Below are 20,531 nucleotides of genomic sequence, written 5' to 3'. Positions count from 1 at the left end.
ACGATGAAGCGAATTTCTATTCAACTCGGATTTTATTTTCTAATTGTTACACTTTTAATCGAAAGTGTTCTATTTGTCTTGCTCTATTATAGCCTTGTAAACAATAGAGTGAATGAAGAAATGACCGCTTTATTAAAGCGTGGAAATAGTCACCGAGATGTCCTTGAAAAATATTTTGACAGGCAAACAATCTCCCATGTTGCTTTAATGGAATCCGAAGCTGAAACAACTGTTATTATTACAAATGCAAATAAGGAAATACTAGCTAAATCCAATGAAATAAATACTACTATAAAAAAACATATTGAAGGAATGCAAACACGAACAGATCATGATGGAGCAATTATAGAGAATCATTGGAAAACATCTAATTATATATGTACAGTTAGCCCAATTGTAGTGGCAGGAAAAACGGAAGGCTATGTATATATGTTTCTCGGGACGGAATCAATCGAAGAAATGGTTAACGGGCTCACACGGCAATTCATTATCGCTGGAGTCATTACTTTCCTATTAACAGCCATCACCATTTTTCTATTATCACGTTTGTTAACAAAACCATTGTTACACATGAAACAAGCGACTGAAAAAATGAGTAAGGGCGATTTATCCGTTTCATTAACAACTACTCGAAATGACGAAATTGGTGAACTAGCACAATCTATCCAAACTCTCGCAAATGATTTACATTACATGAAAACAGAGCGAAGTGAATTTCTAGCAAGTGTTGCTCACGAATTACGAACACCATTAACGTACGTAAGAGGTTATGCTGACATTGCATTAAAAGAAAACACACCCCCAGAGCAACGTTTACGATACTTATCCATTATAAAAGACGAGTCTGATTATATTACAAACTTAGTTCAAGATTTATTTTCACTCGCTCAAATGGAAAAGCATAACTTTTTCATTCAAGTACAGGAAGTGCATTTACACACCTTCCTTACTCGCATCACTGAAAAAATAAATGTGATGTACGGAGAAAAACAAATTAAAGTTGTTTTCACATGTCCTTCCTCACTCTTAGTAAAGCTAGATGAGCAACGCTTTGAACAAGTTATGGCTAACATTTTAAATAACGCGTATAGACATTCAAAAGAACATTCTCATATTAATATTTCTGTTACAGAAGAACATAAACATATTTCCATCAAAATTAAGGACAAGGGAGAAGGTATTCCGCCTGAAGACCTCCCTCACATTTTCGATCGCTTTTACCGTGTTGATAAAGCGCGCTCTAGAGCTACAGGAGGCACTGGTTTAGGGCTCTCCATCGTAAAAGAAATCGTAGAACTACACGGCGGGAATATTACTGTCACAAGTGAAATTGATCACGGATCTTGCTTTACAATTTCATTGCCATCTATATAGAAACACGACTATCATCAATAGTCGTGTTTTCTTATCCTTTAGGACTTTACTTTATAATATAAATTTACGAATTGCCCAAAACGTTTCGTATCCGTTAAAGTTAAATGAATTTCCGGGTTCTTTTCTTTAAATAACGGAACTCCAGAACCTAATATGTGAGGTGTAATCGTAACAACATATTCATCAATTAAATTATTCTTAAAGAACTCTCTCAGTAGACTCCCTCCACCGACCATCCATATTTTAGGTCCTTCCTGCTCTTTCAACCTTTTTGTAAACTCTAATACATCTTCATTTACAAACTCTACATGTTCGTTTGAACCTTTTTCTGAATTAGAAAAAACATAACATTTTTTATCTAGGTACGGGAATGTTTCCGTATGCTCTACCACATAATCGTACGTTCTCTTTCCCATAATTATCGTATCAATTGTTTCGTACATTTCTGTATAACCGTTGTCTCCCTCACCTTCTGTTTCCATTAACCACTCTAAATCATCATCTTCTTTCGCGATAAATCCATCTAAGCTCGCTGCAATAAATAAAACAATTTCACGTGACATATCTTTTCCTCCTTACAGCTTCTATTGATAAAATCATCTTATAAGCACTATACTAACCATAAAACATGACAACTTATGTCATGTTAAAAAAGAAAAAGGTGATATCCTTGTCAAAAGCAAAACGTTTACTAGACATTCTTATATTTGCTTCTGCAAAAAAAACATTTACAGCTCAAGAAATAGCTGATGAATTTAATATTTCCGTTCGTACGGTCCATAGATATATTTTAGATTTAAGTGATATGGGATTACCCATTTACGCTGAACAAGGTCGTAATGGAGGATATAAAGTATTAACAAGCAGCATGCTTCCCCCCATTTTATTTACCGAAGAAGAAGCGGTCTCCATCTTTTTTGCTTTCCAATCTTTAAGCTACTATCGTAACTTGCCTTTTAATACAGAAATCAATTCTGTTACTCATAAACTGTATAGCTCTCTACAAAATGATGCGAAAGCTAAAGTTGATAAAATACGTTCTTATATCGCTTTTTGGAATCCGAAGAGAACAATTGATACACCTCTATTAAACGAAGTGTTAACTGCTGCTATTGAAAATAAAAACTTACACTTTCAATACGAGTCTAAATCGGGGATTAAAACAAAACATGTTCATCCTATCGGTGTATATGCCCACGATGGTTTATGGTACTTGCCATCCTATGACTATAGTCGAAACAAAGTATTACTGTATCGCGTGGATCGTATTCTTTCCATATTATCGACCGAAGAAAATAAAGATAAGTTTATGAATTTAGAAGAATGGTTCGCCTCTAACTCTAACGTAATAAACATTCCTACTCAGTTACATGTTTTACTAACGACAGAAGGCGTGCGCCAATGTAAAAGCGTTCCTTACCTTGAAGAATTCGTGGTAGTAAACGAAGACGGGACAGGTTATATACATTCAACAATTGATAAAGGTGAAATTAACTTTATTACCCCTTTATTTTATAGACTTGGAAAAGATGCACGAGTTTTAGAACCGAAAGAATTAATAGATGGTTTACGTATACGTGCGAAAGAAATTTTACATATGTATGAAGACGAAAAAAGCTGCTAAATATAAGCAGCTTTTTAGTCTAGTTGTTCCTATTATGTTTACTATTGACGAATATCGAACCACCAACGATATTCCGCATTCATATTTTCAGTGCCCCCATTCCCCCTGTAATGGAAAGCATCAAGAAAGATTGAATCTAGTTTATCCTCATCTACAAAATAACCTAAATTAACCTTTACCGTTTGTCCTGGTGTAATACTACCAATATTATAAAAGCTTTTCCCGTCTCCGTGAGGTTCCAAGTAATCAACTTCGCCCGTCATAATACGCGTTGCGTCCATTCCCTCTTCTTTAGCGTAGTTCCATGCATTCCCTTCAAATTTAAGCTGTTTTATAGATGGATGCATATAGATTTCTTCTGTCACCTGTTTACCTATATTTTTCACTGTTGTTGTCAAGTAGACAAATTTAACATTAACTAATTTCGAATCTACTAATGTATCAATTGAATCTTTACCATTCCCTAATTTATATACATCCCGTCTGTACGATAGCAATTTTCCCGTCTGATCTAAAGCCTTCTTCTTGCTTAATATCCCTAAGCCAAGTTCATTAAAGTTCTCTTGTTTAAAATCTTTAATCGAATCAAAAACTTCAACTTTTTCTATCACATATTCAATTTGGCTGTTATCCATAGATATCGTTACTGGAACCTTTTGTCCTATGTGAAATAGTCGTTTACTATCTTTTTTCAAAGGAATCACCTTAGTTTTTTTAGGTTCATCCGCTTCACTAAAATACTTTTTATCATAATCTGTTATATGTGCTGCCTTTTCTTTTGACGTAGGCTCAAGTGAAATGTTCCCTAACACATCCATCATTTGTTCTTCATTTACATCTGATCCAATAAAACTTTCTAACATAATCCCTTCTTTCTCAAAAAAGAGAAAGACCTTCCTATCAAACATTACATTGTTGTTTCCAGTTTCTTTATGAACAATTACTGCTTTCCTGCCATTTATCTCTTTTTCTTCATAGCTTTTTGAATATAAAGTTTGAAAGTCCGCATTTCCCCCTACTCTCCAAAGAGCGAATGAAAATCCACCCATTGCGTCGTTATCTTTAAATGAATATTTCATAGCCGAGTCATCGATTGCTTCCATATTTTCTGGTAATTTACCAACCTTCAACTTATACCACTTATCAATATTTTTCGATTCCTTATTCGTTACTGAAACATTTACTTCGTAATTTTGTTTTTGAACAATCATATTATAGACTTTTACTGCACCAAAAACAGTTGTCGGCATACCAATCAATAAACAGGCCGCAGCGATTAACATACGATGTCTTTTACGCTTTGTCTGTGGTTGCTCGCCTTTCAGCTTCATTTCCTCCATAAACAATTTCTTTTTGTGCGTATATGTATGTGAAAATTCATGTTGTTCATCCAGTTTATCAAAATCATCTAAAGCAATTTTTTCAGCAAGATCATACATTTCTTTGGAGTTCTTTGAATTCGTCATTTTGTATACCTCCTATAATACTTTGTACTCGTTTTCGAGCGCGCTCAAATTGCTTGCGGACATTAGCCTCTGTTATCCCCATTACACTTGAAATTTCTTGATACGTTAAGTTATAGAAGACTTTGTACTTAAACACTTGTCTATTAGATTCATTTAGCTCTTTTAGCAATGTATCAATCTGAACCTCAGACATTATACGTTTTTCCCACTCTTCAATATTTTCATCTACCACCTCTGTTGATTCTCGTTGATATTCTTCTAAAAATGTTTCATGTCGTTTATTTTTCCGGTAGCTATCAATCGCTTTGTTTTTCGCAATCCTCAAAATATACCGTTTAAGCTCTTCAGTGTTCAAACTATGAAGCTTTTTCAAATTTTTATAAAGAGTAATAAACGTCTCTTGAACTGCATCTTCAGCCTGCTGAATATTATTTAAAATAGAATAAGCTACATAATAAATTTTTTGTTCATACAACTCGTATAGCTCTTCCATCTTTTCGTAATCTTTGTTTGTAACTTTCATATAATTCCTCCTCTCATTCTATATAACGAATGAGCGATATACTTTGTGACACTGCAGAATTCTTTAATAGAGAAAATTGAATAATAGAATAAAGAAAAGCCCAATTTCTCTATTTTAACTGAGAAATTGGGCTTTTTAATATTAGAATTTTCCTGACTGTCCCCTTAAGAAAACCCCTCTTACGCCTTTTCGCTATGTATTATTTTCTCTATTACTTCTTTTAATAAATTCTTTGTCTCTTCAAAGTTATGATTCTGCTGTTCTCCTGGCTGCACCGTATAAAACTCAGCAAACGAACGCTCTTTATATCTCGGTACAATATGCATGTGATAATGAGTTAACTCGTTAAAGATTCCACCATTTTGATAAAGTGAAACTTTAATCAGTGGGGGTTTTGTTCATCCCCCACTGATTATTAGTTGAACCAATCGGGCTTTTACGGGCAGTTGGATCCCCAACTAACTTCTTTGTTTTCACTGAATTTTGAGGTAGGGAATCTTACTGCCCGTTAATGCGGGGCAAATTGTAATTCCATCTGGTTTATACAGTAATTTAATAGCCTTTGAAATAAGCTTAGAAGCATCCATAATCGCTTTTGCTACACAATCATCTAATTCGTCCACTTCTACAACATGCTGCTTTGGAACGATTAAAGTATGCCCTGTATAGAAAGGCGCATGATCTAAAAAACAAGTTACATAATCATCTTCATACACTTTATATATAATTTCTTCTTCATTTGCTAATTTACAACCTAAACATTCCATCATTCTTCCCCCTCTGCCAAAAACATAAAAACGTGAGCGCCCTATTCTCACGTTTTTATGTTTCACTTTACTAATTCAATTGTTTCTGTAACTTTTATACTATCCTTTACAGATTGAACAATTGTGCAATTTTTCACCGCAAGTTGCAGTGCCTTGTCTAATTGTTCTTCTGTAATGTTTTGCGCTTTAATTTTATAGTGCAAATGAACACTTTCAACTGGTTTTGATAAAGCTTCACTTCTACCAATTTCAGTTTCAATTGTAAACGTATCGTATGTAATACGTTTCTTTTCTAAAATTGTTTGAAAGACAATTGCACTACATCCTGCGATAGAAGAAATGAGTAATTGTAACGGTGAATACCCATTTTCTTTTCCAATCGCTAATGGACCATACGATAAATCTGCCTCTATATCATCATGCTTAATTTTTATTTTCATACTTCGCTTCCATCTCCACTTTCATCGGCTTCTTCCGTTTCTTACTCATATAATAATATATATAGCAGAAAATGATAAATGGAATACCACAATATAACGCCATTCGTTGTTCTGGAATAAACGCTAGACTAATAACAACGATGCTATTTGTAATTAAAGCTAAAATTGGAACAAGCGGGTATAGTGGTGTTCTATACTTTAAGTCCTCTAATTTTCCTCCGCCTTTTAAATACTGACTTCTAAAGCGAAGTTGTGATAAAGCAATAATGATCCAACTTGAAACAGCCGATAAACCAGCTATAGATAATAAGTACATATATACTGTATCTTCTGCAAGGAAACTTGTTAATAAAGATAACGCCGCTACAGCAATCGTTACGACTAACGCTGTAATCGGAATACCACGTTTATTTACTTTCTTGAAAGAAGTTGGTGCCATTCCTTCATTTGCAAGTGACCATAGTATACGCGTTGCTGCATATAACCCTGAGTTCGCTACAGATAGAAGAGCTGTAATAATAACGAAGTTCATAATATCAGCTGCATATGGAATACCGATTTTATCAAATACAACTACGAATGGGCTTTCAATTATCCCTGCTTCTTTCCAAGAAATTAACCCTACTAAAATTGTCATTGTTAAAATGAAGAATAACATAATGCGCCATACTGTATTACGAATCGCACGTGGAATTGTTTTTTCAGGATTCTGACTCTCTCCTGCTGCAATCCCGATTAACTCTGTTCCTTGGAAGGAAAAGTTAACTGTAATCATCGTAAGAAGCACTGCAGCTAGTCCATTTGGGAATAGCCCACCATCACTTACAAAGTTAGAGAAAAGAGGCGCTGCTTCTTTTCCATCGTATGGTAAGAATCCTAGTAATGCGCTACCACCAAGTAGAATGAATGCAATAATTGTAACTACTTTAATACTAGAGAACCAAAACTCTAATTCAGCATAACTCTTCGCTGATATTGCATTTGAAGCATATAAAATAACTCCGAATACGAGACACCATACCCAAACATCAACATTCGGAAACCATCTTTTCATCATTAAACCGATCGATGTTAATTCTAATCCTACCGTTACTGCCCATCCAATCCAGTATAGCCAACCGATCATAAATCCAGTTCCTGGTCCAATAAACTTCGTCGCATACTTTTGGAAAGATCCTGAAACTGGCATTGCTACCGTTAGCTCTCCAAGACAAAGCATTGTTAAATACATAATAAATCCGCCCACTAAATATGAAAGGATGGCTCCCCCTGGTCCAGCCTGATTAATGGTGTAACCTGAACCTAGAAAAAAACCAGTTCCGATTACACCACCTAGTGCGATCATAAATAAATGTCTACTCTTCATCGTACGATGTAATTGCTCATTCGTTGTTTGCTGCATCTTAATCCTCCCCCTACAAGTACCCCTATCTCTTTTTAAAATTTTCTGATAATAAAAATATACACGAAAGCGATTACAATTTCTATATAAAATTAAAACTTTTCTGATAAAACAATATAAAAATTCAACTATTAAGAGCTCACGATACTAATTTGAGGCAAAAAAGGATTTATAAGGAAAAAACTCTTACATTTTTTGTAAGAGTTAACGTATTTCTAATCTTCTAGATAAAATTGATAAACCGTAGTTTACAACAAAATACATACAAGCTACTACTATAAACGTTGGAATCATATAATTTACATTCTGCCCGCTAATAATTTGAGCATTATGCATAAGCTCTGGCAGTGATATACCAACTGCTAATGATGTATCTTTCAGCAATGAAATAAACTGACTGACAAGCGGCGGGACCATTCTTCTTAATGCTTGTGGTAAAATGATATGCCACAGTGCTTGAACATACGTTAATCCTGAAGATCTTGCGGCCTCAATCTGTCCTTTTTCAATCGATAATAAACCACTTCGAACAATTTCAGATATCATTGCTGCTTCAAATATTGTTAAAGCAACAATTACAGCTGTTATAATCTCTAATTTCAAGCCTGCTTCTGGAAGCGCAAAATATGTGAAAAATATAATTAAAAGTAGTGGTAAGTTTCGAATCACTTCAACGATAATTCCTAATACTTGTGAGACGACAGGTATTTTCATGTAGCGCAATATCCCTATTACACTACCAATAATAAAGCTAAGTACAATTGCTACGAGCGCTACCTCTAACGTTATGAGTAATCCTTTTAATAAAAAGAGGATATGATCACCTGTTATCGCTCCTTTAAAATCCATTTATACCGCCTCCTTTGCCAAGCGTTTTTCTAAATAACGCACTAGCATACTTAGCGGTATTGTTAATACTAAATAAAACATCCCGACAAATATATATACATCAAACGTAACGAACGTCTTCGTTGAAATTAAGTCTCCTTGATACATTAAATCCGTTCCAGCAATAATTCCGAGTATTGAAGAGTTTTTTACTAAATTGAGAAATTGATTTCCTAGAGGAGGAATGACGATTTTCATCGCTTGAGGTAAGACGACATGATACATCGCTTGCGTATAAGTTAATCCTGAAGAACGTGCTGCTTCCATTTGACCTTTCGCGACTGATAAAATACCAGCACGAATTACTTCCGCAATAAAAGCCGCTGTATAAACTGTAAGCGCAACTGTCCCTGCTACAAAACCGTTGAAAGTAATTCCTATTACAGGCAAAGCAAAATAGAAAATGAATGCAATTAATACGAGTGGAATATTTCTAACAAACTCTACATAGGCAGAGCCAATCCAATTCAAAATACGAATAGGTGAAATTCGCATCACTGCCATAACAATTCCTAAAACAAAACTTCCTATTAGCGCAACTACACTAGACATAACCGTATATTTAAATCCTTCTAAATACATATCAATGTTATTCGTTAATATAGAAATATCAGGCACATATTCTCCCCTCTTTCTTTACAAGAAGAGGATGAGTACTCTCATCCTCTCACTCTTACTATTTATCACGAGAAATAAAGTTTCATTTTACTTCTCTTGTTTTTGACCAATCCATTTTTCATACAATTTATCGTATTCTCCATTCGCTTTCATATCTTTTAATAAACTATTAATCTCTTTCGTTAAATCGTCTGCACCTTTTTGTACTGCAATTCCATACGGTTCATCCGTGAAAATTTTCCCTACAACTTCATAATTAGAATCTTGTTTTGCCATTCCGTAAAGAATCGCATTATCTGTAGTTAAAACATCGCCTTTCCCTGCTTTTAACGCTGTAAATGCCTCACTGTAATTTTCAAATTCTAATACAGTCGATTCTGGTGATTTTTGACGAATATTATTTGTAGACGTTGAACCTTTTACCGCTAACACTTTCACACCCTTTTTCACATCATCAATACTTTTAATATCGCTTCCTTTTTTCACAAGTAACGATTGCCCTGCTTTAAAATATACATCTGAAAAATCTACTTCTTTTTTACGCTCTTCTGTAATTGTCATTGTCGCGATAATTGCATCAATATCACCATTTTTCAGTAGTGGAATACGCGTTTTAGACGTTACTTCTTTTAATTCTAATTTCTTTTCATCTCCAAGGATTTTTTTCGCAAGCGCCTTTGCGATATCAACATCAAACCCTTCTACCTGTCCTGTCGAAGGATTTTTCAAGCCAAATAAGTTCGTATCATTCTTCACCCCAACTACTAGTTTCCCGCGCTTTTTAATTTGCTCAACAGCCCCGTCTTGCTTCGTATTCGTTTCTTTCGCCTCATCTTTTTTACTTCCGCACCCGGCAACGACAAGTACGAATAAACATGAGAATACGATTAAGGTAAACAACTTTTTCATTTTAAGCATAAAATTCCTCCTTTAATGATTTAACACTCTTCTTAAAAATAGACGCGCTCTTTCCTGTTCAGGATTTGCAAAAAATTGTGTTGGTGTCGTATCTTCAATAATTTGACCATCATCCATAAATAAGATCCGATCTGCTACTTCTCGCGCAAATCCCATTTCATGCGTGACAACGACCATTGTCATTCCTTCTTTAGCTAGTGTTTTCATAACATCAAGTACTTCCCCAATCATCTCCGGATCAAGAGCAGAGGTAGGCTCATCGAATAGCATAATTTTCGGTTGCATCGCGAGCCCTCTAGCGATCGCTACCCTTTGCTGTTGACCTCCGGATAATTGATGAGGATATACACCTGCCTTCTCCGGGATTCCTACTTTCTCTAAATAAACCATCGCTGTTTTTTCTGCTTCTTCTTTTGAAGTTTTATTTACTTTAATTGGTGCTAGTGTAATATTTTGCAGAACTGTTTTATGTGGGTATAAGTAAAAATGCTGGAAGACCATACCAATATTTCGGCGTAATTCATTCATATCTGTTTTTTTATTGTGTACGTCTGTATTTTGTACGATTAACTCTCCATCAGTAATCGCCTCTAACTGATTTATACACCGAAGCAATGTACTTTTTCCTGATCCTGAAGGACCAACAACTACTACCACTTCACCTTTTTTCACTTGCATATTAATATTCTTCAAAACTTGGAAGTTACCATAATATTTATTTACATTACGAAACTCTATCACCATACTCCCCCCTCCCCTAAACAAAGCATGTACATTCTTTTTATATTCAAAAATAGGCAAAAAAATAACTTTCATCTTCATTTTGTCCATAAAAAAGAGCAAAGGGATCTCCCTTTGCTCCTTCATTTCTATTCTCTTAAGATACTTCTTCTTTCTTGTCTTTCCCGTATTCATGCTCCCAGAAATCAGCATTTTTAATTCCTAGTTTCTGCGGATCGAACACTGGATCTTTTCCTTCTTTTTTCTGCTTTTCATAATCCTTTAATGCGATCAATGCCGGTTTTTGTAATAATAGAATCGCAATAATGTTAACCCATGCCATAATTCCTACACCAATATCCCCTAAAGCCCATGCTGTTTCTGCTGTTTTTACACAACCGTAGAATACAACTCCTAAGAATACAAACTTTAGTACGATAGACATCCAAGGACGGTCTTTATCACGATTTAAGTAAGCTATATTCGTTTCTGCAATGTAGTAATAAGCCATAATTGTTGTAAATGCGAAGAATAGTAAAGAGATTGCTACGAAACCGTTTCCAAATCCAGGGAAAACAGATTCTACTGCTGCCTGTGTATAACCAGGACCTGGCTGTGCACCATTTAATTTATTGACGATAAAGTTTTTTCCGCTTGCATCAAATACGTTATACATGCCTGTAATAATCATCATAAATGCTGTTGCTGAACAAACAAATAATGTATCAATGTAAACGGAAAATGCTTGTACTAACCCTTGTTTAGCTGGATGCGATACTTCAGCAGCAGCTGCTGCATGGGCCCCAGTTCCTTGCCCTGCTTCGTTTGAATAAATACCACGTTTTACACCCCAAGAAATTGCTAAACCAATAATCCCGCCAAAAGCTGCTTCTAATGCAAATGCACTTTTTAAAATTAACATGAAAGCGTCTGGTAGTTTTTCGATATTCATACCTACAATTACACAAGCTACTAAAATATAGCCAAGCGCCATAAACGGTACTACAACTTGCGCTACGTTAACAATTCGCTTAACTCCACCAAAAATAATAAGTGCTAATGCCGCTACTAATACCGCCCCGGATACAGAAGTATTAATACCAAAAGCTGTTTCTAGACTTACAGCAATACTATTCGCTTGAACACCTGGAAGCAGCATTCCTGTTGCAAGAATTGTCGCTGCGACGAACACTAATGCGTACCATTTAACACCTAGTCCTTTTTCAATGTAATAAGCAGGACCACCGCGGAATTGCCCTTGATGCTTCGTCTTATATATTTGTGCAAGCGTCGATTCTACATATGCAGAACCAGCTCCTAGAAAGGCTACCGCCCACATCCAAAATACAGCGCCTGGACCACCAAAGGCAACAGCCGTTGCAACACCGGCAATATTTCCGGTTCCAACGCGCCCTGATAACGAAAGTGCTAACGCTTGGAACGAAGAAACACCCGCATCAGACTTTTCTCCCTTAAATGTAAGCTTCACCATTTCCCCTACATGTCTTACTTGTAAAAACCTTGTTCGAATGGAAAAATATAGACCTACTCCTAAACATAAATAGACAAGTGCTGGACTCCAAACAATATTATTTATCCAACTTACGATAGCTTCCAACTTTCCCCCTCCTCCTTTATAAAGAATATTCAGAATATATATAAAATTATAAGTGTATACCGAATCTATAACAATATTATTTTAATAAAGTAAACATATTTTTGTATAAAAAAACAAAGTATATATTTATTTTATATACTTTGTTCCCTTATATCTGTATTATATATTCACTATTGCCTCTTGCTTTATAATTCTTTCATACAACTCATCTGATAACTTTTGAAAATCCTTTGGCATATCTTTCCCTTTAAACTTCTTTTGAAGCGTACCGTATAAACCAATATCACGTAGACGCAAAAATAACGGTAACGATTCATACCAACTATCCGCCAGTCTGTGCTCATATTCATAACCTTTTCGTAACACTTGTAACTGTTTGCAAGCAAATTCTTTCCTCTCTTCTGTAGTCCACGGTGTAAAAAGAACAGAGTAATAAAGAACCATTGCCAAATCATGAATGAAGTAATTATAGGCAGCGTCATCAAAATCAAAGATTGTTAGCCCTTTTCCATCATAATGAAAATTACCTGGATGAATATCGCCATGCATAAGGCCAAACGTTTCTCTTTCAATTGGAAGAGCCTTTATTTCATCCATTAATACAGTGGCAATCCCTTTCACCTTCTCATCTTCTAATCCATTAACAATGCTACTTTCATCCTCTTCCCACGTATCACGGTAGTCTGTTTTAGGATAATCCATTGTAAGGCGGTGCAGTTGTCCAATCGCTTTTCCCCACGCTTCAAAGTAAGCATCTCCCCAATAAGGCGATTCTTCTCCTTTTACTTGCTCACCTTTTGCATATGTAAATAAAGACGCGAAAAAGAAAGTGCCATCTTCCGCTCCAATTTCTTCTACAAGATTTTGAGATATTGAATTAAGAGGTCCCGCCACTTTCGCCCCATGCTCCGCAACATACCGTAAAAAATCTAGTTCGGCCTCTACCTCTTTTTTAGAACGATGAGAAGAATGAGTTAAGCGTAATACGTAATCTTCATTATTTTTACCCTTCGCCTTAAAAATATAATTTTCAAAATCACCAAGTGGCTTTTCTTCCACCGTTACATGATATGCCTTTGCTGCTCTTGCTAAAATTTCATTCGTAAAAACACGTTCTACCGCTATTTCCATTTGTATCCCTCCTATATATCTTCTTAATTCGACATAAATGTAAGAAGTACTGCTATGAAATTAAATAGTGCGTGTGCAATCATAGCCGATAAAATAGAATTTGTTTTTTCATATAACCACGCGAATACTACACCGCTTAAAAAATTCACCGGTAATGTGTTATATGTTGGAATATGAACAACGGTAAATATTATTGAACTTATAATCACCCCGCCCCATATGCCATATCTATCACGAAAAAACGTATAAAAAACACCTCGATATAAAATTTCTTCATAGATTGGTGATATAACTGCTGCTCCAATTACCGCGATACAGAACGCATATATTGATTTATCATTTTGGATCGTCTCCGTTTTACTATTTTCAAAAGAAATCCCCAGTTTCTCCATTATCATTAATACACCAATACTAACTACAATCAAAGAAATAACCGCTACAAATGTCCACAATAAATCTTTCCATGAAAGCTTCCGAATTCCAATATCTTTCCACGACAGTTTATATCTTTTTATGCAAAAAAGATAAACTACAAACGTAAATATCACTGCCATTATAAGTCCCATTAATACTCCAGCATATAATGAGTTCCCTAGTATTTTTAAAGCATAATCAAAAAAAAGAGATTCAATCATTACTGGTACAATCAGAAATACGAAAACAAATAAATATAAAATTTCTTTCCATCCCCACATACATTTTAAAGTCATCTACACCATCCCCCTATATCCTATTTTCTTTAGTATAAAAGATGACGTAACGTAACTTTCAAGCTACTTTTTTTCAAATAATCTAAGCATAATTTTCTCACAAAATAAAAAAAGGTTGATTCACTCAATCAACCTTTACACTATTAAAAATTCTATTCTTCAATTCCTCATCAATTCATTCTCATATATAATATTTATCTTTATTTCTCTTCACCTTTTGTCTGCATTGAGTTGAAGGTCCAATTTAACTTCAATGAATCTCCTTGAAATACATTTTGCTCTTCATCGTTATCTACAAATGTGAACATTACGTAGAAAGTATCATCATCACCAGGAGCAAGTCCATTTCCTTCTCGGTCTACAACACCTTTTTGTACAAGATCAGGAATACTTCCGTTTTGCGTAGCTACCTTTAATTCAGATAATGTAGTAGACCAAATTGGAACCTCATTTTTATCCAAATTCCACAAGAAATCAACACGGATATGATCACCAAAATCAGCATTTCCATTATCTCCTTTAGCATCGATTACACTGTAATCTGTCAGAAGTTTCACATCCCCTATTGCTAAGGTTCCTTTGTTTACTAATTGAAAACCACGTTCCATTTCATCACCTGGTTTAATATTGTCGACATTAATAACAACTTCAGGATTAACACTCAAATCTAAAGTACCCGCTGCAAACGTGTTTTGTGATACTTCCTTATCACTAAAATACGCATATGTTCCCCCGCTAATTAAAGATAAGCCAAGCGCTGCAGTTACAACACCCATACCAAGTTTTTTCTTAATACTCATTTCACAAGTCCCCCTATTTTTAAAGTTTAAACTACAAACCTTATTTCCATCCCACAAACAATAATAATTAAGCAACTACCTTGTCCCACAACGAAAGCGAACTAACTTTAAACTAGTTACTTCATGTACCCAAGCGATTATTACCTTTAAAATAACCAGTAATGTTACCGTAAATCATTACCGGTTATTTGTTAGCCAATCTCATTTAATTTTATATTCATTGTCCTATTGCTTTATTTACTCTAGAAGTTTGTCCACTTATTTTTTTGGTTCTAAACCAATAGAGCGTAAGATTTTATCTAACGTCACTGGCCCTACATTTTCTTTCGGCTTCTGATTTTCTTTAGCATCTCGACCCTTTTTCAAGAAATTCTTCTCGATAAAACGAATATCTGTTTCATTTACAACACCATCTTGATTGACATCTCCATCTTTTGTAGCCACTTTTCCTTTTTCATATGAAAGAGCTGCTATTCTAGCATCTTGAATATCCACCATTTTATCGCCGTTTACATCACCTGCAAGGTTGTCATCCATATCGGCTCTAAAGTTTTGTCCCACTAATTCTCCATCTTGCATTTTCCCTATTTTTGTAGTTAATTTACTATTTAAATGACCCGGCATTTCTACGAAAATATCATATTCTTTATCGCTTACAGGAACACTATGAATTTCAAATTGCCCATTATCATTAATCGTTCCTGTATATTTCTTTCCATCCTTGCCAACTGCGTACACTTTTGCTCCTAGTTTTGTGTAATCATTCTTACCTAAATACCCCTCTTCATTCAAGAAAGCTTCCGGACCAATATATCCTGTAACTGTTGAATGTTTCGAAACAATAGCAAAAGACTTATCTTTAAACACAGGAATCTCAATGCCGTCTGATGCACCAGCTTTTGTATAAGAAAACTTATCCGCTCCAAATGCAATTAAATCATTAAAATATTCATCGCTAGTCATTTCGAATGTAACATCTAAAAATGGTGTATCTCCATCTAATCCTTTAAATTCTTTTCCTTCCAATGATGCGCCAACTTTCACCTTGTTTTCCCAAGATCCTTCTTCACTTATCTTCGGATCTTCTAATTTAAGGTTCAGTCCATGTTGTTTTACATATTCCGTAAGTGCTGGATTGGGTTTCACATCTGTAAATTTAAATAGCTGCTTGTAATAAGGAATTTCAAATGTACCTGACATAAGTTGTTTTACATTATTGAGATTTAAAGTTAACGTAATTTTTTCTCCTAATTTTATTTTATCTTTGTCATAACTTGGAACAGAGTATTCTGTCCCTTCTTTTACAAAGACGTAATCTTTATATCCAGTTGCCATATTCCCTGCAGTTGCGAGGTCATATCCAAATAATTTTAAATTTAACGGTTCATTTATTTCTTCTGGAAGTACTCCAAATTTAAAGTCACCATTGGCCTGAATTGTATTCAGCCAACCTGATGGAAAGGCCGAGTTCTGATAATATACAATTTGATTAGCTTTTTGGTCATACTGCAGGCCTTTTGCCTTTAATGCATCCACTGTAGAATCATAAACATTACCATGCACCCATAATGCCCGCTGGCCATCTTCTTCTTTGAACATAGAATCATTTACTTCATGAATACCAGGTTGTACATCCGTAAATTTCATTTCAGGTATGACATTATCAATGATAATGCTATCGCCTTTTGTATAAGATTTCCCTTCTTTATCATATCCAACGAAGTTCAATTCGTAATCTCCATCAGGCAACATAACAGGTTTATCCCCAATTGGATGGGCAGGATCTCCTGTGAACGGAAATACATATCCTCCCATACCAGAAAACATCATATATTCAACATTCGGTGTTAGACTACTTGCATTAAGTGTACCAACGATTCCTAATGCCTTTCCTGTTTTTCGATCCTTCACAACCGCATCAATAGTTTCAAGAGGGCTATTCAATTTAAATGCCAACGGCGAACTTGGTCTTTCCATAAATGGATGGAATTTTGATGCATCTGTTGCCATTGCGTCTCTCAGCAAATCTACAGACTCAATCCCTTTTTCTGTGAATTTAACTGCAAACGGTACTCGATATACTTCTTTTTCATTGTTTTTATTTGAAATATGAATATACCCCTCATACCTACCGAATTCTGCGTTTTCTGGAATGATAATTTCAGGGCTAATTTCCCCTGATGTACCAGAAGCCACTTTAATAGAATCTTGTACGTTCAGCTTCACACCATTCTTTACTGCATCCTGCACACCTACACTTGTTGGTGAAAACTCTACTTCTAATTTGAACTCTTTTCCATCTGTTTTACTGTTGTTCTTAATTAAGACTTTTCGACTATCTTTAATTGGTCCATTTCCTAATTGGTTTTTATACCCGAATGCAATTGAACCTGTTTTTTCTTCGATTTCTACTTCTTCATCATTTACAACGTTTGATGTTTTATCGATAACCTCGATAGATGCGTCTGCATGAACTGCACGATACGCATCAATTCGGCCTGATCCCACCTCAAATACAGAGCGCTCTTCTTTTAAGTCAACTGCAGTATTCATAAGCGCTTCTTTTACTTCAAACGGACTATAGTTTGGATGTTCTTGCAAAATGAGTGCTGCCACCCCCGCTGTATGAGGAGTTGCCATAGATGTACCTGACATACGTCCATACGCTACCGGATAATTTTCTCCATCCTTTGGATCGTTAATATATTCAGGAACAGTAGAGAAAATAGACACACCTGGCGCTACAATGTCCGGCTTAATATCATCTGTTTTAGTTGCAGGACCACGAGAGCTAAAATCGGCTAAATGATCTCCCTCTGTTTTTATATTACTAATTTCTCCAAACGCTAAAGACACATCTCCTTGTGCAGCTTTTACTTGTAATTTCTCACCATCTACTTTCGCTAAGCGGAACGATGGAATAGATGACGTACTTTCTCCAAGATAACTTGTGATTTCACCATCAACATTGTTATATACAATTACGGCCTTTGCACCTGCTTCTTTCGCATTCTTAATCTTTTCATCAAATGTAATCTCACCGCGTTGGATGAGCGCTAATTTTCCTTTTACGTCTTTCCCCTTAAAATCATCTAATTTCCCAAGTCCTGCATATACAACCGATAAGGATTGACCTTTTAAGTCTTCAAGCTTATCAGTAAAGCTCTTTCCAAGTAGCATCATCTTATCGACATGTAAATCACCTGCATCGGCAGAAAATGTCGGGATAGACATCGCAGCATCACTTGCTCCAACTGTAATTGGAAGTGCCGCCGCACTAGGTGATCCAATAGTACCTTCTCCAGGACCACTATTACCTGCCGCTACTACTGTAACAACACCAGCTAACATGGCATTGTTCACTGCCACAGAAGTTGGATATAAAGGATCATTAATAGCTGCACCTAATGATAAATTGATAACATCCATATCGTCTTTCACTGCTTTATCAATCGCAGCAAGAATACCGCTTGTTTGTCCACTTCCATATGGTCCTAATACACGATATGAATATAAATCTACATCTGGAGCGACTCCCTTAACCGCATAATCCACATTATTCTTTTTGTCTGCAGCAATTGTCCCAGCTACATGAGTGCCATGGGATGTATAATATGCACTTCCATCATAAATTTCAGGATATCCTCCAGAATTTTGCCAATCCTTATACGTTGTCTCCATTGGATCAGCATCATTATTAACAAAGTCCCATCCTTTTATTGAGTTCGGATCTATTTTGCTTGGATCTTCACCTTGCTTTGCACGATATCCTTTATATGCATCTTTCAAATCCGGGTGGTTGTAATCAATACCTGTGTCCAGTACACCTACCTTAATTCCTTTACCTGTTATTTTTTCATCATGCAGCTTGTCCACACCAATTTGCGGTACACTATCTGCCATTTTGGGTTCAGCAGCAGTCTTAGCTGTTTCTTTCGGCAAATCAATTTTGACCTCACTATCTTCCCATACGCGCTTAACAATACCAGTGCGAACTAAGTCTTCAATCATATTCGCAGGTAACGAAATCGCTACACCATTAAAAGCATTCTTATATTCTCTTGTTATTTTGGCAGATTTAAAATTCGTCCCTTTATCTTTATTCTTTTGAAGCTGTTCAAACTCTGATTTAAATTCTTTATGAGATGCTTCTACCTTTTGTTCCGCAGTTGAAAGAGCTATTTTTTTCCCTTTAGCTGCTTGTTTTAACATCTCGATTTTGCTAGGTGCTTGCTTAAACTCTACAATCACATTCACATTATCAGGACTTGCTGTATTGATGCCTGGTGAAATAACAAAACCTGGTTTTGTATTTAACGTTTTTAAGGCATTACGTTGTTCCTTTGTAAGACCTTTCAATATAGCGTTTGCATCATCAATCCCAGTTAAAGTAGTTGTATTTACCTCTTCTGCCAATACGTTATATGGAATTCCTTGAGACATTAACATACCAACAGTTAGCGTTCCAATAAGTATTTTTCCGAATTTCCCCTTCTTCATAGCGCATCTCCTTATTATTAAATTTATTTTTCTAAAATAAATCCTCTGAGCTCCTATTTAGCATTGGCAATTCTATCAACCTTGAATCTATTTAAAATAATCGAGAATCTCCAACACTACTACCGCCATCCCCACACTTCTAATCTTCTTTCTATAAAAGCCCCCATAAATTGTTTCCAACTACAATGATTTACAACATGAATTATTAGTAGCGTTAAGCAATAATTCTATTTTTATTATTTCACATTTTGATTTTTCTGAATATTGAACAAAAGGAGTAATTTTTTTCTAATGATTCTATGCCCAAATAGTACAAAAGAACTACCTTGCCCTTTATTCTTTGTAATATAGAATAAAGAAACACGATAGTTCTTTTAAACATCTCTTATTTAATCCAACGGAACCAATTGATTTCGAACAGCATAAATCACCGCTTGCGATCGACTTTTTACATTTAGTTTTTTAAAAATTTTATTGATGTGAATTTTAACTGTTTTATCACTAATATATAGAGCTTCAGCAATTTCTTTATTACTAAGTCCTTTTACTAATTCAAAAAGAATTTCCTTTTCACGTTCCGTCAGTTCATTTTCATTTGATTCTAATTTCATTTTTTGCTGATGATATGTAATTAATTTTTTAGTCATACGCGGATGAATAACTGAATCGCCTCGATATAACATTCGAATTGCTGCTATTACCTGCTCCGATGATGAATCCTTCAATAAATAACCATCAGCACCAGCCTGGAGTGCATCCATTAAATACTCATCATGTTCATACATTGTAAACACAAGCACTCGGCAATTTGGATAATTTTTTTTTACTAACTCTGTGGCTTCAATCCCATTTTTCCCTGGAAGATTAATATCCATCAAAATACAATCTGGTCTGCATTCTTCTACTTTTCCCAATACTCCGTCCCCAGAGCTAGCTTCTCCAACCACTTTCATATCAGATTCATCCTCTAGTATGCTCCGAATTGCGTCTCGTAAAAAAGCATGATCATCCACTACTAATATTTTAATCATT

Annotated in this window: 17 protein-coding genes and 2 pseudogenes; 2 read left to right on the top strand and 17 right to left on the bottom strand. The window is 35.3% G+C overall.

Going from position 1 to position 20,531, the window contains the following annotated elements; translation table 11 throughout:
* Positions 1-3 precede the first annotated feature (3 nt).
* Positions 4-1,374, top strand: coding sequence for a sensor histidine kinase (locus tag NSQ08_RS01830; protein ID WP_002167094.1), 1,371 nt, complete (start codon positions 4-6; stop codon positions 1,372-1,374).
* A gap of 38 nt (positions 1,375-1,412) precedes the next feature.
* On the opposite strand, the gene NSQ08_RS01825 is transcribed toward NSQ08_RS01830, so the two are convergent.
* Positions 1,413-1,937, bottom strand: a complete 525-nt coding sequence (locus NSQ08_RS01825) for a dihydrofolate reductase family protein (protein WP_002029821.1) — start codon at positions 1,935-1,937, stop codon at positions 1,413-1,415.
* Positions 1,938-2,002: 65 nt separating this feature from the next.
* On the opposite strand from NSQ08_RS01825, the gene NSQ08_RS01820 reads away from it, so the two are divergent.
* Positions 2,003-2,998 (top strand): helix-turn-helix transcriptional regulator, encoded by a 996-nt coding sequence (locus NSQ08_RS01820; protein ID WP_240380826.1) that lies wholly within the window; start codon positions 2,003-2,005, stop codon positions 2,996-2,998.
* A 41-nt stretch (positions 2,999-3,039) separates the two neighbouring features.
* On the opposite strand, the gene NSQ08_RS01815 is transcribed toward NSQ08_RS01820, so the two are convergent.
* From NSQ08_RS01815 to NSQ08_RS01740, 16 genes and pseudogenes are all read right to left on the bottom strand, one after another.
* Positions 3,040-4,464 (bottom strand): DUF4367 domain-containing protein, encoded by a 1,425-nt coding sequence (locus NSQ08_RS01815; protein WP_002140371.1) that lies wholly within the window; start codon positions 4,462-4,464, stop codon positions 3,040-3,042.
* Positions 4,430-4,987 (bottom strand): RNA polymerase sigma factor, encoded by a 558-nt coding sequence (locus tag NSQ08_RS01810; protein WP_002140369.1) that lies wholly within the window; start codon positions 4,985-4,987, stop codon positions 4,430-4,432. Before NSQ08_RS01810 ends, NSQ08_RS01815 begins: the two co-directional genes overlap by 35 nt.
* Before the next feature lie 179 nt (positions 4,988-5,166).
* Positions 5,167-5,352 (bottom strand): annotated as a pseudogene (locus tag NSQ08_RS01805) (HIT family protein); the annotation flags it as partial.
* A gap of 153 nt (positions 5,353-5,505) precedes the next feature.
* A pseudogene (locus NSQ08_RS01800) lies at positions 5,506-5,754 on the bottom strand (HIT family protein); the annotation flags it as partial.
* Positions 5,755-5,816: 62 nt separating this feature from the next.
* A complete protein-coding gene (locus NSQ08_RS01795) occupies positions 5,817-6,194 on the bottom strand; it encodes an OsmC family protein (protein ID WP_033708782.1) in 378 nt (125 codons plus the stop codon).
* The gene (locus NSQ08_RS01790) at positions 6,178-7,596 is read right to left on the bottom strand and encodes an amino acid permease (RefSeq protein ID WP_002029755.1); all 1,419 of its coding nucleotides are present in this window, start codon (positions 7,594-7,596) and stop codon (positions 6,178-6,180) included. Before NSQ08_RS01790 ends, NSQ08_RS01795 begins: the two co-directional genes overlap by 17 nt.
* A gap of 204 nt (positions 7,597-7,800) precedes the next feature.
* Entirely contained in the window at positions 7,801-8,445 is a 645-nt protein-coding gene (locus NSQ08_RS01785; RefSeq protein ID WP_002029756.1) for an amino acid ABC transporter permease, read from the bottom strand.
* On the bottom strand, positions 8,446-9,102 hold the full coding sequence (locus NSQ08_RS01780) for an amino acid ABC transporter permease (protein WP_002029758.1): 657 nt from the start codon (positions 9,100-9,102) through the stop codon (positions 8,446-8,448). It abuts the gene before it with no gap.
* Positions 9,103-9,189: 87 nt separating this feature from the next.
* The gene (gene glnH / locus NSQ08_RS01775; protein ID WP_002029759.1) at positions 9,190-10,020 is read right to left on the bottom strand and encodes a glutamine ABC transporter substrate-binding protein GlnH; all 831 of its coding nucleotides are present in this window, start codon (positions 10,018-10,020) and stop codon (positions 9,190-9,192) included.
* Positions 10,021-10,032: 12 nt separating this feature from the next.
* A complete protein-coding gene (locus NSQ08_RS01770; protein WP_306302663.1) occupies positions 10,033-10,887 on the bottom strand; it encodes an amino acid ABC transporter ATP-binding protein in 855 nt (284 codons plus the stop codon).
* Between the two features lie 10 nt (positions 10,888-10,897).
* Positions 10,898-12,358, bottom strand: a complete 1,461-nt coding sequence (locus tag NSQ08_RS01765; protein ID WP_002029764.1) for an alanine/glycine:cation symporter family protein — start codon at positions 12,356-12,358, stop codon at positions 10,898-10,900.
* A 159-nt stretch (positions 12,359-12,517) separates the two neighbouring features.
* On the bottom strand, positions 12,518-13,489 hold the full coding sequence (locus NSQ08_RS01760; RefSeq protein WP_002029766.1) for a phosphotransferase enzyme family protein: 972 nt from the start codon (positions 13,487-13,489) through the stop codon (positions 12,518-12,520).
* A 23-nt stretch (positions 13,490-13,512) separates the two neighbouring features.
* Complete coding sequence (locus NSQ08_RS01755; protein WP_340770836.1) at positions 13,513-14,199, bottom strand: CPBP family intramembrane glutamic endopeptidase; 687 nt, start codon at positions 14,197-14,199, stop codon at positions 13,513-13,515.
* Between the two features lie 200 nt (positions 14,200-14,399).
* A complete protein-coding gene (locus NSQ08_RS01750; protein WP_000023369.1) occupies positions 14,400-14,999 on the bottom strand; it encodes a TasA family protein in 600 nt (199 codons plus the stop codon).
* A 258-nt stretch (positions 15,000-15,257) separates the two neighbouring features.
* On the bottom strand, positions 15,258-19,499 hold the full coding sequence (locus NSQ08_RS01745; RefSeq protein WP_340770834.1) for a S8 family serine peptidase: 4,242 nt from the start codon (positions 19,497-19,499) through the stop codon (positions 15,258-15,260).
* A gap of 389 nt (positions 19,500-19,888) precedes the next feature.
* Positions 19,889-20,530: a response regulator gene (locus tag NSQ08_RS01740; protein WP_002035350.1), complete on the bottom strand. Its 642-nt coding sequence runs from the start codon at positions 20,528-20,530 to the stop codon at positions 19,889-19,891.
* Position 20,531 lies beyond the last annotated feature (1 nt).

The sequence above is a fragment of the Bacillus sp. FSL E2-8887 genome (genome assembly GCF_038007205.1).
Taxonomy (GTDB): Bacteria; Bacillota; Bacilli; order Bacillales; family Bacillaceae_G; genus Bacillus_A; species Bacillus_A mycoides.
Note: the sequence above shows the minus strand (reverse complement) of the source record. Positions and strands in the feature narration are given on the sequence as shown.